Genomic DNA, 15,063 nt, shown 5'->3' on the forward strand with positions numbered 1-15,063 from the left:
GGGCGCGCACAGGGGCCGTCGGAGGGATACGCATCCCACCGACGGCCCTTCGCATACGTGCGTACGTGCGCCGCGCTCAGCGCGGCACCGTCGCCCCCTCGATGCCGTACTCCTCGCGCCGGCCGCACATGCCCAGGCCGCCATGGCGCGTCGGCGTGGACGTGTGCGTGGTCGACGCGGACAGGTAGGCGTCCGCGTCGCCCTTCTCCAGGGCGTCGAGCTGGGCGCCCGTGCGCTCGGCCGCGGCCAGGGCGCCGGTGCGCCACAGTTCGCGCCACGCGGCCACGCGCGGGCGGACCAGGGCGGCGGCCGCCCGCTGGAACGCGCGCAGCGGCTCCGCGTCGCCCGCCTCCAGGGCCTCGCGCAGTGGCAGATAGCCCTCGACCGCGAGGTCCCGGCGACGGCGCGCGGCCGCCTCCGCCTCGGGACCCGCCGGGGCGGGAAGCGCCGCCGCGGCCGCGTACTTCTCCGGGTCCGCCAGGTACTCCGGCGGGAACGTGAACACCGCGTCGCCCGCCTCGGGCAGCCCGCTGTTCTGCATCAGGACCGTGATCCGCAGATCCTCGCCCTGCACCATGCGGTGCACCGTGCCCGGCTCGAACCACGCGAGCGAACCGGCCTCCAGGGGCGTGTCCCGGTAGCCGTCCGGGCTCAGCGTCTGCACCGCGCCGCGCCCGCCCGTCACGACGTACGCCTCCGTGCACACCAGGTGCAGATGCGGGCTGCCGCCGCAGACGCCGTCCGCCGCCTGCCAGTCGTACGCGGAGATGTGGGAGAGGCCGATCCCGCCGGGCAGCGGCCGGTCGAGGCCCGAGGCGTCCGGGCTCACCACGGGAGCTCCTTCAGACGGGCGGCGACCCGCTCCGTGTCCCACGCGCCGTCGGCGACCACGATCCGGTACCGGTAGCGGAACGTCTCACCCGCCGGCAGCGCGAACTCCTCGAAGAACGCCCAGGAGAACGCGACCGTCGGAATCGGCTGCGAGCGCACGAACCAGTGCGAGGCGTGGATCGCCTCCCCGTTCTCCGGAGCGTGCTCGAAGACCAGCGTGGAGTGCGCGTCCACGTCGTCGTGCTCGCCCGTGAACGCCAGCCACGGACCCTGCGTCCCCATCAACTCGCTGTCGGAGGCGCCCCCTTGGGGCCCGAAGACCTTGCCGCCCGTGAAGTCGCGCGGCCCGCGCCACTGCAGACCCGTGTAGCCGGCCATCTCGCGGCCCGCCGTGGTCGGCGAGCCGAAGCGCAGGGCCTCGCCGTCGGCACGGGTGTTGGTCAGCTCGATCGACCAGTCGATGGCGTACGAACCGGAGTCCGGGTCCACCGAGTGCACCCGCACCCCGCGCCGCTCACGGGCCCACTCGTCGCCGCCGTTCTCGATCCAGGTCAGGCGCTCGGTGAGGTTCAGCTCGTCGGCACCGGCCTCGACGGCGTCGAAGCCGTCGTGCCGCATCGACCCGATGCGGTCGTGCAGCGGGAGGTAACCCTCGCCGTGCACATAGCAGTTGCCGCCCCAGAAGTTCTGCCCCGAGAGGTGGCTCGCCGTCATCTGCAGGCCCTTGTGCCAGCGGTGGTCATTGGGCCGGTATCCCGAGACCAGGTTGCCGGACAGGGTGCGCAGCGGATGCACGTACGGCTTGCGGGCCTCAAAGGCGTCCGGGTCCGGCTTGTAGACGTAGGAGAAGAGGTCCGTACCGGTCGCGGTGGAGCGCACCACGACGCGGTCGCCGTGGGTGTGGACGACCTCGAGCGAATTCTCGGCGCTGCTCACTGCTTCGGGCTCCAATCCGGGTGGTCTCCGTGCATCGCGGCGTAGAACGGGTCGCCGGGGCCGATCTCGCCGGCCGCGACCGTGGCACCGGTGAACGCCGACTTGTACAGCGCGGCGGCGAACTCCAGCGTGCTGCGGGCGCTTTGGCCGCTGCCGGGCGGGCGGGTGCCGGCGTCGTACGCGTCGAGCAGCGCGGTCAGCTGCGCGGTGTGCGAGCTGGGTACGTCGGCGGTGGGCGGGGGCGGCGGAGCGGCGCCGGGGGCCGGGGTGTAGCGCCAGTCGTCATTGCTGTGCCCGTACAGGTGGGTCAGCTCGACGGTGGCCTTCTCGCAGTCGATGCGGATGCGGCTCGTCTCGTCGGGCGAGAGCACGGAGTTGACGACCGTACCGAGGGCGCCGTCCTTGAAGCGGACGAGCGCGGTCGACACGTCCTCGCTCTCCGTGTCGTGCACCAGGCGGGCCGCCATCGCCCGGATCTCGGTCCACTCGCCGAGCAGGTGCAGCATCAGGTCGTACTGGTGGATGCCGTGGCCCATCACGGGGCCGCCGCCCTCGCTGGCCCACTTACCGCGCCACGGCACCTCGTAGTAGGCGGTGTTGCGGTACCAGGTCGTCTGGCAGTGGGCGACGAGCGGGCGGCCGAGTGTGCCCTCGGTGAGCAGCGAGCGGGCGTGCACGGCGCCCGAGCCGTAGCGGTGCTGGAAGACGACGGACGCGTAGGCGCCGCTGGCCTCCTCGGCGGCGGCGATCTCGTCGTACTCGGCGAGGGAGAGGGTGAGCGGCTTCTCGCACAGCACCCAGGCGCCGGACTTGAGCGCCGCGACGGTCTGTTCGCGGTGGAACACCGGCGGGGTGCCGATGAGGACGAGATCGGGCCTCGCCTCTTCGAGCATCGCGGTCAGGTCGGTGTGCACGGAGACGTCCGCGAATCCGGCCTCGGCGGCCTGGGCGCGGAATCCGTCGAGTCGGTCCTGGTCCACGTCGACGGCGGCGACGAGTTCGACGCGGTCGCGCAGGGAGGTGAGGGCGGGCAGGTGGCTACCGGTGACGATCGCGCCCGTGCCGACGACGGCGGCACGCAGACGGGATCCCTGGCGGGAGGGGCTTGGCATGCGGGTTCCTCGCGGAGAGCTATCGGGGGAAAGCGCTTTCCGTTGCGGACGACCCTAAGCGGGGGGCGTGGGTCCGGACAAGGGGGCGCGGGGGTGCGGCCGCGGGGCGCGCGCCCAGATGCGGCCATGGTTTTGAAACGACTCAGTCATTTCCCTTCCTTGCCGGGAAAGCCGCCGGAATCCATTGACACGGGCCTCCACGGCGGGTTCGTATGGGAGCCGTCTGCGGGTCACGGTCGTCGGGTGCGACCGTCTGCCACTGTCGAGTGCGGGTGCCGCGAGCCCCGCCTCCAGCAGCTTGCCGCCGCGGGCGAGCCGCCAACAATGGAGCGTTTCAAAATGCCGTTCCGGCTGTACGTTTCGAAAGCGCTTTCCATTGCCGCGGTGACCACACCACACCGAGGAGAGCTATGAGTGTGACCGCGTCAAAGGAGTCGCGTACCGCACAGGCGCCCGCTGCCGGACGGGCGATGTGGCGGAAGGCCGCGGCGAGCGGCTGGGTCGGCGGTGCCCTCGAGTACTACGACTGGTTCATCTACGCCCAGGCGGCGGCGCTCGTCTTCCCGGGGATCTTCTTCCCGGAGGGCAACGCGACCATCGCCGTGTTGGCGTCCCTGGGCACCTACGCGGTGGGCTACGTCGCGCGGCCCATCGGCGCCGCCGTTCTCGGCCACTGGGGGGACAAGAAGGGTCGCAAGAACGTCCTGGTCCTGGCCATGTTCCTGATGGGTATCTCCACCTTCGCGGTGGCCCTGCTGCCCACGTACGGACAGGTCGGCATCATCGCTCCGATCCTGCTGACCCTCGTCCGCCTCGTGCAGGGCTTCGCGGTGGCGGGGGAGTTGAGCGGGGCGAGCGCGATGATCATCGAGCACGCTCCGCACGGCAGGCGCGGCTTCCTCGCGAGCTTCGCCCTGCACGGAACCGTCGTGGGCCAGATCCTCGGCGCCGCGATCTTCCTGCCCATGTCGATGCTGCTGTCCGACGAGGCGTTCAAGTCCTGGGGCTGGCGCATCCCGTTCTTGCTGAGCGCGGTGGTCGTCGTCGCCGGCTACTTGATCCGGCGGCGTGTCGAGGAGTCCAGGACCTTCGAGGAGCAGCAGGAGACCGACCCGCAGGCGCACAAGGTGCCGCTCGTCGAGGCGTTCCGGGAGAACTGGCGGGAGATCCTCCGCGCGGTCTGCATGACGCTCGTCAACGTCATCGGTGTCACCGTCTCGGTGTTCGGCGGCGCCTACGCGACGCAGTCCGGCTACGGCGTCGGCATGAGCACGAGCGTGTACCTCTGGATCCAGATCGCCGCGAACATCGCCGGCTTCTTCGTCGTCCCGGTCTTCGGCCGTCTCTCCGACCGCTTCGGCCGTCGCCCCATCATGATCGGCGGCGGTCTGCTGGCGGGTGTGCTGTGCTACCCCTACCTGTGGGCGGTCAGCGCCAACAACGTGCCGCTGACCTTCGTCCTCGCGATGCTGTCCTGGGGTGTGGCCTACCAGGCCTGGAACGCCACGTTCGCCTGCTTCTTCCAGGAGCAGTTCCCGGCCCACCGCCGCGTCACCGGCTTCGCGCTCTCGCAGAACGTCGGCCTGGCGCTCATCGCCTTCCTGCCGACGATCTTCACGATGGTGGCGCCGCCCGGCTCCTCGAACGTGCCGCTCACCATCGGCACCTTCTGCCTCGGCATCACGGTCATTGCTTCCTTTGCGACGTGGAAGTCCCCGGAGACGTACCGCGTCCCGCTCGACCAGCTCGGCCGGTCGGACGCGACGCCGCTGCCGCGCGAGGAGTACGAGAAGCTGCGCAGGGCGGGCAAGTGATACGCGACGACTGACCGCCAGGAACCACGGCCCGGCGCCGACGTGAACCCGCGTCGGCGCCGGGCCGGACAACGATCGGAGAGGACCACCGCAGTGCCGAAGCAGCCGAACCCGCGCCCCAACGTCCTGCTGTTGCACGCCCACGACCTGGGTCGCTTCCTCGGCTGCTACGGCGTGCCCACGGTGCGCACCCCCGCGCTCGACGGACTCGCCGCCGACGGGGTGCGCCTGGCCAACGCCTTCTGCACGGCGCCCCAGTGCAGCCCGTCGCGGGCCGCGCTGTTCACCGGGCGCTACCCGCACAGCACAGGCGTCATGGGCCTGACCCACCACCGCTGGGACCTGTACGAGGACGAGCGGCACATCGCCGAGCTGCTGCGCGCCGCCGGATACCGCACCGATCTGATCGGCATCCATCACGAGTCCCTGGTCCGGCCGGACGCCGAAGTGGCCGAGCGGCTCGGCTTCGACACCGTCGACACCCTCGGCGAGGCACTGATCGACCAGCGCGCCGAGCTGGTCGCCGACCGCGCCGTCGAGGTGCTCACGGAGCGCGCCGCGACCCCCGAGCAGCCGTTCTACCTCCAGGTCGGCTTCCTCGAACCGCACCGCCTGCCGAGCCGCACCTTCGACGGCGTCACCATGGGCTTCACCGGCGATCACATGGAACCGGACGACTCCCTCGGCGTCACCGTCCCCGGCTACCTGCGCGAGGACGCGGGCGCCCACGAGGAGGTGGCCGAACTCCAGGGCGCGGTCGCCTACATGGACGCCGCGGTGGGCCGCGTGCTCGCCCACCTCGATGCCCTCGGTCTGACCGAGAACACCGTCACCGTGTTCACCACCGACCACGGCCTGGCGCTGCCCCGCGCCAAGTGCACGCTGTACGACCCGGGACTTGAGACGGCCCTGCTCGTCCGGGCGCCCGGGCTCGGCTGGGGCGGCGGCCGTGTGGTCGACGACCTGGTCAGCAACGTCGACCTGGTCCCTACGCTGCTGGAGGCGGCCGGCGTCGAGGCGCCGGCGAACCTCCACGGACACAGCCTCGCCAGAGCCCTGTCCGGCGAGGACGGCGCGGCTCAACGGGACGTCATCTTCGGTGAGTTGACGTACCACAACTACTACGATCCCCGCCGCTGTGTGCGCTCCGACCGCTTCAAGTTGATCGTCAACCTGGACCACGCCCTGGCCCACACCGCCGCGGCCACCCAGTCCTGGCGCCCTCGTTCGACGCCGCACGCCGGTCACATGGGCTGGCCCAGCGGCAAGTTCGAGCTGTACGACCTGCACAGCGACCCGTGGGAGGCGGTCGACCTCGCCGACGACCCGGAGTACCGGGACACACTGGAGGAACTGCGCGGCCGGCTGCTCCACTGGATGACGGACACCGCCGACCCGCTCCTGAACGGCCCGGTGCCCTCGCCGAGCTACGCGTACGCCAGGGAGCTGTTGACGAGGGCTCCGGCGGTGGGATGACGCCGGGACGCCGAGCCCGCCCGTCGACCGGCCAGGGCAGCGGATACCCCGACCTCGACCACGTCTGCCCAGTGCAGTTGCCCCGGCGGCCTGCCGCTCGCGGAGTACATGGCGGACGCGATGAGTCTGCGGGCCGGTGCCACGCTGCGCGTCGACGCGACGACCACGCTGCGCCCGCCCTCCTCATGACGCTGGGTCAGGTGATCGGGAGTTCCGGCTTTTCGGGGGACATCGAGCGGCCGTCGACCCGCGCCGCGATCACCTCTTGCAGTTCCTCGGGCGAGAGGTACGCGTCGGTCATCTCGAAGTCCCTGAGTGTCGCGGGACGGTGGCGCTGGAAGCCGGTGCGGACGAAGTCGTCGCCGGCGACCGCGTTGAGGGTCCAGTTGGCCGCCGTACGGAACCGTGCCGTCAGGGTGCGCAGCGCGCCGATGTGGTAGCCGCGCGCCACGACCTGGGCGGGGAGGCCGGTCAGTTGGATGCCCAGCGGCTTCGACACGGCCTGGATGCCGCCCAGGTCGACGACGAGGCCGAGGTCCTTGTGGCGGTAGGGCGCCAGCGGCTTGCCGCGGACCGAGGCGAGGATGTTGCGGGCCGCTGCCCACCCCTGCCGCATCGCGTGCTGCGCGGTCGGCGGGCACATCGCGTCGCCGCCCTTGACGATGTCCGGGACGGCGGCGGCGTCGCCCAGCGCGAACACTCCGTCGAGGCCGGGCACGGTCAGCTCGGGCGTCACCACGAGCCGGCCGCGGTTGGTCTCCGAACCGAGGGTCGCCACGAGCGGGCTGGGCGCGACGCCCGCCGTCCAGATCAGCGTGTGGCAGGGCAGCTCGCGCCCGTCGGTGAGCGTCACCGTGTCCTCGGTGACGCTGGCCACCGACACCCCGAGCGAGACGTGTAGCCCGCGCCGCTCAAGGATGTCCATCGCCTTGTCGCCGAGCCGCTCACCCAGCTCCGGCATGAGCTTGGGCGCCACATCGACCAGGTGCCACTTGATGAGCGCCGGGTCGAGCCCCGGATAGCGCTTGACCGCGGCGGTCGTGAGCCGTTGCAGATACGCGGCCGTCTCCGTGCCCGCGTAGCCGCCGCCGACCACCACGAACTGCAGCCGCGCCTCGCGCTCGGCGGGGTCGGAGCTGGCCGCCGCCAGGTCCAGCTGCGTGATCACGTGGTCGCGGATCCAGGCCGCCTCGGCGAGCGTCTTCACGCCGACCGCGTACTTGTCCAGGCCCGGGATGTCGAACTGGCGCGTCACGCTGCCCGGCGTGAGCACCAGGTAGTCGTAGTTCTCGACACTGACCTCGCCGTTTATCTTCCGTACGACGACGGCCTTCGCCTGCGGGTCCACGCCGATCGCGCCGCCCGGCACGATCTGGGTGCGCCGCAGCATCCTGCGCAGCGGCACCGCCACGGACTGCGGGGTGAGTACGCCGGAGGCCACGTGCGGAAGCAGTGGCAGATACAGCTGGTGCGCGGTGGGGCTGACGAGCCGCAGCACCGCCTCGCCTGGCTTGAGCTCCTTCTCCAGCTTGTGCGCGCACTCCATCCCGGCGAATCCCGCGCCGATGATCAGGATCCGGGGGACGGACGACGTACGGGAAGCGCTGGTGTTCCGCGGAGTGGTCATGTCGGATCTCTCCTGGGGTGGGCTGCGTGGGACCGGTGGGCGTCGTCGATCCCTGCGTATCCGGATTCGGCACACCCGAATCCCGAACTCACGCCATCCTCTGCCCCCGGCCGGATCACCGCATGCGTTCGCGGGAACCGTACGAGACACGCGACCCGCGCCCCACCGCACCCGAACGACCCCTTGGGCGGGGCTCCACCGCCTAGGCCGTTCGGGCGAGGAGGGCATCCAGAGGGCGACTCAGATCCCCGGCCGGTACCGGATCGGATGCTCCTCGGGCACCTCTACGAGGACGATCTCGTGGCCGTCCGGATCCGTGATCCACATTTCGACGAGGCCCCACGGCTCCTCGACCGGTTCCCGGACCACCGTGACGCCCCGCCCGGCCAGCTCCTCGTGCGCCGCGCGCACATCGGCCACCTGCATCCACAGCTTGAGGCTCGGCACCGGAGGCTCCGCGGAGCGGCCCGCCACCTCCAGGAAACCGCCGCCCAGGAAATACACCGTGCCCCGCTCGGGCCCGGTGCCGAACTCCCGGTACACCGCGAGGCCCAGCGCCTCCCCGTAGAACGCCCGCGACCGCTCGGGATCGGTCGGCCGGATCAGAACCCTGCTGCTCAGTACGTGAACCATGCCGACGCAGCGTAGTGCCGTCGCGTTAACCTCGACGGCGTCCCGCACGCCCGCCGTCCCGCACCCTGGAGGCCCGCCCCATGACCACCGTCGACCTCGTCTTCCGTGACGCCGGGCCCGAGGACGTCGACGTGCTCGTCGCCCTCATCGAGTCGGCCTACCGAGGGGACTCCAGCAGGACCGGCTGGACCACGGAGGCGGACATCCTTCAGGGGCAGCGGACCGACCCGCAGGGCGTGCTCGAGGTCATCGAGGACCCCGACAGCCGGCTGCTCACGGTCGAGCGGGACGGCGCGGTCGTCGCCTGCTGCCAGCTGGAGCACCGCGGGGAGCACGCCTACTTCGGCATGTTCGCGGTCAGCCCCGCCCAGCAGGGCGCGGGCCTCGGCAAGACGATCATCACGGAGGCCGAGCGCACGGTCCGCGAGACGTGGGGCGTCAGTGAGATGCACATGACGGTGATCGACGCGCGGGAGGAGCTCATCGCCTGGTACGAGCGCCGCGGCTACCGCCGTACGGGACGGTTCACCCCGTTCCCGTACGGCGACGAGCGCTTCGGTATCCCGCAGCGCGACGACCTGAGGTTCGAACTGCTGGTCAAGCCGCTCGCATAGGCCCAAAGGTCACGCGGTGAAGCGGCCCGTGCGCTTGATCTCAGGGTAGTCAGTGGTCGCGCCGTCGAGGCCGAGCGCCCGCACGAGCCGCAGATCGTCCTGGGTGTTCACGACCCAGCCGATGATCCGCAGATCGGCCTTGCGGGCGTGCTCGACGATCTCCTGCGTGAGCCGCCGGATGTTGAGCACCAGCGTCGTCGCCCCCGCCGTGACGGCCCGCTCGACGACGCCCGTGCCGTAGCGGCTGGCGACGAGCGCCGTGCGCACGCCCGGCACGAGCCGGGCGATCTCGGTGATGGCCTCGTCGTGGAACGAGATCACCTCGACCCGGTGCACCAGATCGCGGCTCAGCATCACATCGGCCAGCGCCCGCGCCGCCGCCGTGTCCTTGATCTCGGCCTGCAGCGGGGTGGCGACCGCGTCGAGCACCTCCTCGAAGACCGGCACGCGCTCGCCGCGCCCGGCGTCGAGGCCGCGGATCTCGGCGAGGGTCTTCTCGGCGATCGGCCCGTGGCCGTCCGTGGTCCGGTCGACGTCTGCGTCGTGCATGACGACGAGCGCGCCGTCCTTGCTCAGGTGCAGGTCGAGTTCGATGATGTCGAGTCCCCCGCGCTCGGCGGCGACGAAGGACCTCAGGGTGTTCTCGGGTTCGAGACCCATGGCTCCGCGATGCCCGATGGTGAGGAAGTTCAAGGTCGTCTCGCCTCCGTCGACTGCGGCTCTGTGCTGCCGCGCGGACGCGACAGACTCGTACACTAACGGGCCGTCTGCGTCAGGGAACCGTGCCTGCGAGAAGGACCGGAGTCGTGGGTTCTGGTGCCCACCACACCGAGGATCAGTCCGGTGATCACGGCGGCGACGAGGACGGCACGGGTACTCACGGCGGATGCGCCTCCGGACGGTACGGGCAGGGGTGCCGACCGTCCTACCGGGCAGGTCACCCTCGGCGCGAGTCCGCTCACCCGGTGGTGGGCGCGTCTCCGTCGGCGTTGACTTCGGGGGCGTCAGGTAGGGCGGCGGGCAGCGCGTCCAGGTCCGCCAACATGCCCCTCGCGAGCTCGACTTCGGCCGCGAGGTGCCGCTCGCTCCAGCGCAGCGCGATCTGCGGGTGCGCCCACGCCTCCACGCCCTCCGCCCGCGCGAGCGCGTCCCGCAGCTCCTTCAACTCGCCCTCGGTGCGCGCCACATGCTCCTCGACGAGCGTGCGCAGCCGTCCCGGGGCGGCGAGGTGCCCCAGCCATACGCGCAGCAGCACCGGGTGCCGCAGCGACACGGCGGCCGGGTCCCGGTCGTCGGCCGCCCACGCGGCGAGCGCGTCCCGCCCCGCGCGCGTGATGGCGTACGTGCGCTTGGTGCGCGGCTCCTCCGGGCCCGAGCGCCTGGACGTGGCGTAGCCGAGCCGCTCCAGCCTGCGCAGCTCGGCGTAGATCTGGCTGAAGGCGGGGGAGCCGTAGAAGAAGCGCAGCGACGCGTCCGCCCACTTCTTCAGCTCGTACCCGGTCCGCTCGCCGGGCGGGAAGGACAGCAGCCCGAGCACGGCCCAGGCGGTCGGCGGCAGCGGCGAGGTCGGCATGGCTCCGCATTGAAGCCAGCGGAGGTCACGGGCGCAAGAGCTACTTCCGGCGCAACCGGGCCGAAAGATGGTGCTGGAGGGGTTGGCCGACGGCCGCGAGGTCGTGGGTGAACGCGAGGGTGCCGTCGTCGGTGAGCGTGTAGCGGCGCCCCGTCGCCTCGACGTGCTTGGCGGTGGGCGTGAGGCCCACGGTGTGCGTGGCGAGCTCGACCGTGCCCTCGGCGGCGGCGCCGACCATGACCTCCGCGATCCCCGTGGGCTGCGTGATCAGCGCCTCGACGCGGCCCTCGGGCTGAATCCGCCACCAGCCGCTCTCCCGCGCCGCGGGCCGCACGGGGGCGTCATCGGCGTCGATCAGCCAGGCCCGTGCCTCGTACCGCAGAAACGGCCTGCCGTCGTGGCTGAACGTGACCTCCTGCGCGTACGTGAAGTCGCCGTCCAGGGTGGGGTATTCGCCGCGCCCCCGGCCGTGCCAGCTGCCGAGGAGGCCGAGGACGGGCGCGAGCAGCGGGTGCGGCTCGGGGGTCTCGCCGTACGGGTACGAGGGTGCGGGCGCGGGGTCGAACACGGGTGGCTCCTGGGGCTAGGGGGTTACCGGAGAAGCGTAGAGCGTGCCGAACGTGCCCGGGCCGGCTGTCGGGACCGTCGCGACCCTTCCCTTCTCTGACGGCCCGTCATATAGCTATTAGTCATATGGCACCCAGTTCAGTCCCCGGGAGGGAACCGTGAAGTTCAGCGTCATCTTCGAGGCCCAGCTCGCCGACCCCACCGTCGAGCGCGAGCACCAACTGCTGCGCGACAGCGTCGAACAGGCCGTGTTCGCCGAGGAGATGGGCTTCGACCGGATCTGGGCGGTCGAGCACCACTCCCTTAAGTGGTACGCGCACATGTCCGCGCCGGAGATCTTCCTGACCTGGGTCGCGGCGCGCACCTCCCGCATCCGCGTCGGGCACGGCGTGGTGTGCATGCCGTTCAACTTCAACCACCCCGCGCGCGTGGCCGAACGCGCCGCCATGCTCGACCTGCTGTCCGGCGGTCGGCTCGACCTCGGGGCGGGGCGCGGCGGCACCACGCAGGAGACGTCCCTGTGCGGCGTCGACAAGGAGCGGACCACGCAGGAGGTCGAGGAGGCGCTGCGGATCATCGGGAAGGCGTGGGAGAAGGACGAGTTGGAGCACCACGGCCCGCTCCTCGACATCGACCCGCACCCGATCCTGCCCCGCCCCGCGCAGACCCCGCACCCGCCGCTGTTCCTCGCGTGCAGCCGTACGGAGACGCTGCGCCAGGCCGCCGAACTCGGCGTAGGCGCCCTCGTGATGGGCTTCGCGGGCCCTGAGGCGATCGCCGACATGCGCGGTGCCTACGACGCGGCGGTCGCGGCCCGCACCCCTGAGCGCCTCGTGTCCTCGGTCGTCAACGACCACTTCTCCGTGCTCTGCCCGACCATCGTCCTCGACGACCGGGAGACGGCCCGCAGCATCGGCATCCGCGGCCAGCGCTTCTTCGCGCAGTCCATCGGGCACTGGTACGGCGGCGCGGGCATCCCCGACGAGGCCGTCGTGGAGGGGGCGGACGAGGCGGAGGAGATGCGCAGGGCCGCCGAGCAGGTGGTCGCCCGCCTCCACGAGCACCACATCCCCGTCCGCCCCACCGCCACGGCCACCTTCAACGCCGACCACGCGTACGGCACCGCCGACGACGCCATCGCCTACGTCGAGCGCCTTCGTGAGGCGGGCGCCGACGAGATCATGTGCCTGATCCAGATGGGCACGGTGCCGCAGGAGGCGTGCATGGAGACGCTGCGGCAGTGGGGCGAGAAGGTGATCCCGCACTTCCGCGGGGAGGACGGTGCGTGACGCCCGCCGCTGGGCAGGAATCCGTCGGCCACCCCGCATCGGGCCCACCCTCACCACCGTCACACCGACCCAGGAGCTGCCCATGACCCCCGACCCGGTCGACCGCCTCGCCCCCGAGGCCCGGCCCCTCGTCGACGCCATCGCCGCCGCGTTCCCCGACCTCGGGGGCACCGTCACCGACGCCGCAGAGGCCCGCAGGATCCTCGCCGCCGCCCCGGAGTCGCCGTTCCCCGCGCCCGCGGTGGGGGCCGTCGAGGACCGGGAGATACCCGGGCCGCCGGGTGCGCCCGCGATACCCGTGCGCGTGTACCTGCCGGAACCGGACACGGAGCCGGACGCGGCGCCGGAACCCCGCCCCGTCGTCGTCTTCTTCCACGGCGGCGGCTGGGTCATCTGCGACCTCGACAGCCACGATCACACCGCCCGCCGGCTGTGCCGCGACGCGGGCGCCGTCGTGGTATCGGTCGACTACCGGCTGGCGCCCGAGGCCCCGTTCCCGGCCGCCGTCGAGGACGCGTACGCCGCCGTGTGCTGGGTCGCCGACCACGCGCCCGAACTGGGCGCCGATCCAGGCGCGTTGACCGTGGCGGGCGACAGTGCGGGCGGAAATCTCGCCGCGGTCGTCGCACAGATCGCGCGCGACGAGGACGGCCCCGACATCGCGCGCCAGGTCCTCGTCTACCCGGCCACCGACGCCCGCCAGAAGTCCGGCTCCTTCGACGCCAACGCCGAGGGCTACTTCCTCACCGCCGCCCACTGCGGCTGGTTCCGCGAGCAGTACCTGGGCGCGGACGGGGACCCCGCCCACCCCCGCGTATCGCCGCTCCTCGCGGAGAGCCTCGCCGGGCTGCCCGCCGCGCACATCGTCACCGCCGGCTGCGACCCGCTGTGCGACGAGGGCCGGGCGTACGGCAAGGCGCTGCGGGACGCGGGCGTCGCGGTCACGGAGGGCCACTTCCCGCGGATGTTCCACGGATTCTTCGGGTTCCCCGAACTCCTCGAGGACTCCCGGCAGGCCTTGGCGGGCGCGGCAGAGGTGATTGCGGCTACCGCCCGTCACAGGAAAAACAGCGGTGATCTAGGGGGTAACGCAGGATAATTTCCCGAGACCCCCCTTGTGGTCGAGAACCTCGCGCGCATACGGTGTCCTTACGCGAGGTTCTCCCGTGGAGGTTGGGACATGACGGAAATTCTTGTGCAGGCTGGCGCGGAGGAGACGGATTCTCCGGTCCAGGTGGTCGGACCCAGGGTGGTGGAACACCCGGCCTGGCCCTTGCTCAAGGACGCCGTGGAGGAGTTCCGGCACTTGCAGAGCAAGGACGGATCGATCGACTTCGAGGCCGAAGGCGCCCCGGCGAAGGCCGACGCGGAGCGGATCGTGGGCCGTGTCATAGCCGCGGTCGAGGAGCTCGCGCCGCTGCTGCCGCACGACGCGGCGTACCACGAGGCACTCGTGCGCGACCTGCGCCGCTGGGCGGAGGGCGGCTTCGAGGTCCCGGACTTCCTGGACTCGCTGCTCGCCTTCCAGCCCGCCGCGCAGCGCCGGGACGGCCTCCAGCACCTGGTCGTCTTCCCGATGTACACGCAGAACGGGAACCCGGACCGCAACCTGGAAGCCATCGTGCTGCGCATGGTCTGGCCGGAGTGGCTCGCCGAGCTGGAGGCGACGCGTTACGACAACCCGCTGTTCTGCGGCATCACCTTCGAGGACTTCACCTCCGGGTACGACACGAACTCGGCGGTGCTCTTCCCGGAGACGATCGCCGTGCGCGAGGCGCCCGAGCGCTTCTCCTGGGGCGGCATCTTCTGCGACCGCGAGGCGGCCCGCTTCCGCCGCGTCACCGAGGCCGCCGTCGACATCCTCGGCGTCGAACTGCCCGCGGACATCGAGGCGATGGTCGCCGACCAGGACCGCTGCCAGCAGGCGTTCGTGCTGTGGGACATGGTCCACGACCGCACGCACAGCCACGGCGACCTGCCCTTCGACCCGTTCATGATCAAGCAGCGCCAGCCGTTCTGGATGTACGGCCTCGAAGAGCTGCGCTGCGACCTCACCGCCTTCAAGGAGGCCGTGAAGCTGGAGGCCGACGGCGTCCCGCAGGCGCGCGACGTGCAGTACGCCGTGCTCTTCGACCGGATGTTCCGCTTCCCGGTCACCGGCGACCGCGTCAAGAACTACGACGGTCTCGGTGGCCAGCTGCTCTTCGCGTACCTGCACAAGCACGACGTGGTGCGCTGGACGGACAACAAGCTGCACATCGACTGGAAGCGCGCCCCCGAGGTGACCAACCAGCTGTGCGGCGAGATCGAGAAGCTGTACCGCGACGGCATCGACCGCCCGAAGCTGGTGCACTGGTTCGCCGCGTACGACCTGGTGTCCACGTATCTGTCCCCGCACCCGGGCTCCACCTGGGCGAAGGGCCCCGACGCCCTGGACACGTCCCTGCCGCCGCGCAAACTCGTGGACGAGGTGCTTCCCGACGAGTTTCCGCTCAGCATGTTTTATGAGGCCCTCTCCAAGAAGCTGAAGACCGTGATCGCTTCTACGAAGGGGATCACTGCGGAGCGTGCCGAGAAGGTGGCCGCGTGAG

At 71.3% G+C, this 15,063-nt stretch carries 15 protein-coding genes; 6 read left to right on the plus strand and 9 right to left on the minus strand.

The window, feature by feature from the left end; all coding sequences use genetic code 11:
• Positions 1–76 precede the first annotated feature (76 nt).
• Genes ACOKM3_RS35915 through ACOKM3_RS35925 form a run of 3 tightly spaced genes read right to left on the minus strand, consistent with a single transcriptional unit; the run spans position 77 to position 2,879 of the window.
• Positions 77–832 carry a cupin domain-containing protein gene (locus ACOKM3_RS35915; RefSeq protein WP_426905419.1) on the minus strand — a complete coding sequence of 252 codons (756 nt, stop codon included), beginning with the start codon at positions 830–832 and terminating at the stop codon, positions 77–79.
• Positions 826–1,767 (minus strand): DUF6807 domain-containing protein, encoded by a 942-nt coding sequence (locus ACOKM3_RS35920; protein ID WP_426905420.1) that lies wholly within the window; start codon positions 1,765–1,767, stop codon positions 826–828. The genes ACOKM3_RS35915 and ACOKM3_RS35920 overlap by 7 nt, the downstream gene beginning before the upstream one ends.
• Positions 1,764–2,879: a Gfo/Idh/MocA family protein gene (locus tag ACOKM3_RS35925; protein ID WP_426905421.1), complete on the minus strand. Its 1,116-nt coding sequence runs from the start codon at positions 2,877–2,879 to the stop codon at positions 1,764–1,766. Before ACOKM3_RS35925 ends, ACOKM3_RS35920 begins: the two co-directional genes overlap by 4 nt.
• Before the next feature lie 416 nt (positions 2,880–3,295).
• Between ACOKM3_RS35925 and ACOKM3_RS35930 the strand changes: the two genes are divergently transcribed.
• Together ACOKM3_RS35930 and ACOKM3_RS35935 are read left to right on the plus strand one after the other, a co-directional pair.
• The gene (locus ACOKM3_RS35930; protein WP_426905422.1) at positions 3,296–4,693 is read left to right on the plus strand and encodes an MFS transporter; all 1,398 of its coding nucleotides are present in this window, start codon (positions 3,296–3,298) and stop codon (positions 4,691–4,693) included.
• A 93-nt stretch (positions 4,694–4,786) separates the two neighbouring features.
• Entirely contained in the window at positions 4,787–6,169 is a 1,383-nt protein-coding gene (locus tag ACOKM3_RS35935) for a sulfatase family protein (protein WP_426905423.1), read from the plus strand.
• 196 nt (positions 6,170–6,365) lie between these two features.
• Here ACOKM3_RS35935 and ACOKM3_RS35940 read toward each other — a convergent pair whose 3' ends face one another.
• Positions 6,366–7,796 (minus strand): NAD(P)/FAD-dependent oxidoreductase, encoded by a 1,431-nt coding sequence (locus ACOKM3_RS35940; RefSeq protein ID WP_426905424.1) that lies wholly within the window; start codon positions 7,794–7,796, stop codon positions 6,366–6,368.
• A 240-nt stretch (positions 7,797–8,036) separates the two neighbouring features.
• Entirely contained in the window at positions 8,037–8,429 is a 393-nt protein-coding gene (locus ACOKM3_RS35945) for a VOC family protein (protein WP_426905425.1), read from the minus strand.
• Positions 8,430–8,509: 80 nt separating this feature from the next.
• On the opposite strand from ACOKM3_RS35945, the gene ACOKM3_RS35950 reads away from it, so the two are divergent.
• Positions 8,510–9,043, plus strand: a complete 534-nt coding sequence (locus tag ACOKM3_RS35950) for a GNAT family N-acetyltransferase (protein WP_426905426.1) — start codon at positions 8,510–8,512, stop codon at positions 9,041–9,043.
• Positions 9,044–9,052: 9 nt separating this feature from the next.
• On the opposite strand, the gene ACOKM3_RS35955 is transcribed toward ACOKM3_RS35950, so the two are convergent.
• The 4 genes from ACOKM3_RS35955 to ACOKM3_RS35970 all read right to left on the minus strand — a co-directional run bounded on the left by ACOKM3_RS35955 (position 9,053) and on the right by ACOKM3_RS35970 (position 11,184).
• Entirely contained in the window at positions 9,053–9,736 is a 684-nt protein-coding gene (locus tag ACOKM3_RS35955) for a glycerophosphodiester phosphodiesterase (RefSeq protein ID WP_426905427.1), read from the minus strand.
• Positions 9,737–9,798: 62 nt separating this feature from the next.
• Positions 9,799–9,924: a hypothetical protein gene (locus tag ACOKM3_RS35960; protein ID WP_403714593.1), complete on the minus strand. Its 126-nt coding sequence runs from the start codon at positions 9,922–9,924 to the stop codon at positions 9,799–9,801.
• A 77-nt stretch (positions 9,925–10,001) separates the two neighbouring features.
• Positions 10,002–10,616, minus strand: a complete 615-nt coding sequence (locus tag ACOKM3_RS35965) for a PadR family transcriptional regulator (protein WP_426905428.1) — start codon at positions 10,614–10,616, stop codon at positions 10,002–10,004.
• A gap of 40 nt (positions 10,617–10,656) precedes the next feature.
• Positions 10,657–11,184, minus strand: a complete 528-nt coding sequence (locus ACOKM3_RS35970) for a nitrobindin family protein (protein ID WP_426905429.1) — start codon at positions 11,182–11,184, stop codon at positions 10,657–10,659.
• Positions 11,185–11,341: 157 nt separating this feature from the next.
• On the opposite strand from ACOKM3_RS35970, the gene ACOKM3_RS35975 reads away from it, so the two are divergent.
• The 3 genes from ACOKM3_RS35975 (at position 11,342) to ACOKM3_RS35985 (ending at position 15,062) form a co-directional block, all read left to right on the plus strand.
• On the plus strand, positions 11,342–12,472 hold the full coding sequence (locus tag ACOKM3_RS35975) for an LLM class flavin-dependent oxidoreductase (protein ID WP_426905430.1): 1,131 nt from the start codon (positions 11,342–11,344) through the stop codon (positions 12,470–12,472).
• A gap of 82 nt (positions 12,473–12,554) precedes the next feature.
• Positions 12,555–13,571, plus strand: a complete 1,017-nt coding sequence (locus tag ACOKM3_RS35980) for an alpha/beta hydrolase (protein WP_426905431.1) — start codon at positions 12,555–12,557, stop codon at positions 13,569–13,571.
• A gap of 81 nt (positions 13,572–13,652) precedes the next feature.
• The gene (locus tag ACOKM3_RS35985; protein ID WP_426905432.1) at positions 13,653–15,062 is read left to right on the plus strand and encodes a DUF6421 family protein; all 1,410 of its coding nucleotides are present in this window, start codon (positions 13,653–13,655) and stop codon (positions 15,060–15,062) included.
• Position 15,063: the final 1 nt, after the last annotated feature.

It is taken from the genome of Streptomyces nidicola, assembly GCF_050106155.1.
GTDB lineage: Bacteria > Actinomycetota > Actinomycetes > Streptomycetales > Streptomycetaceae > Streptomyces.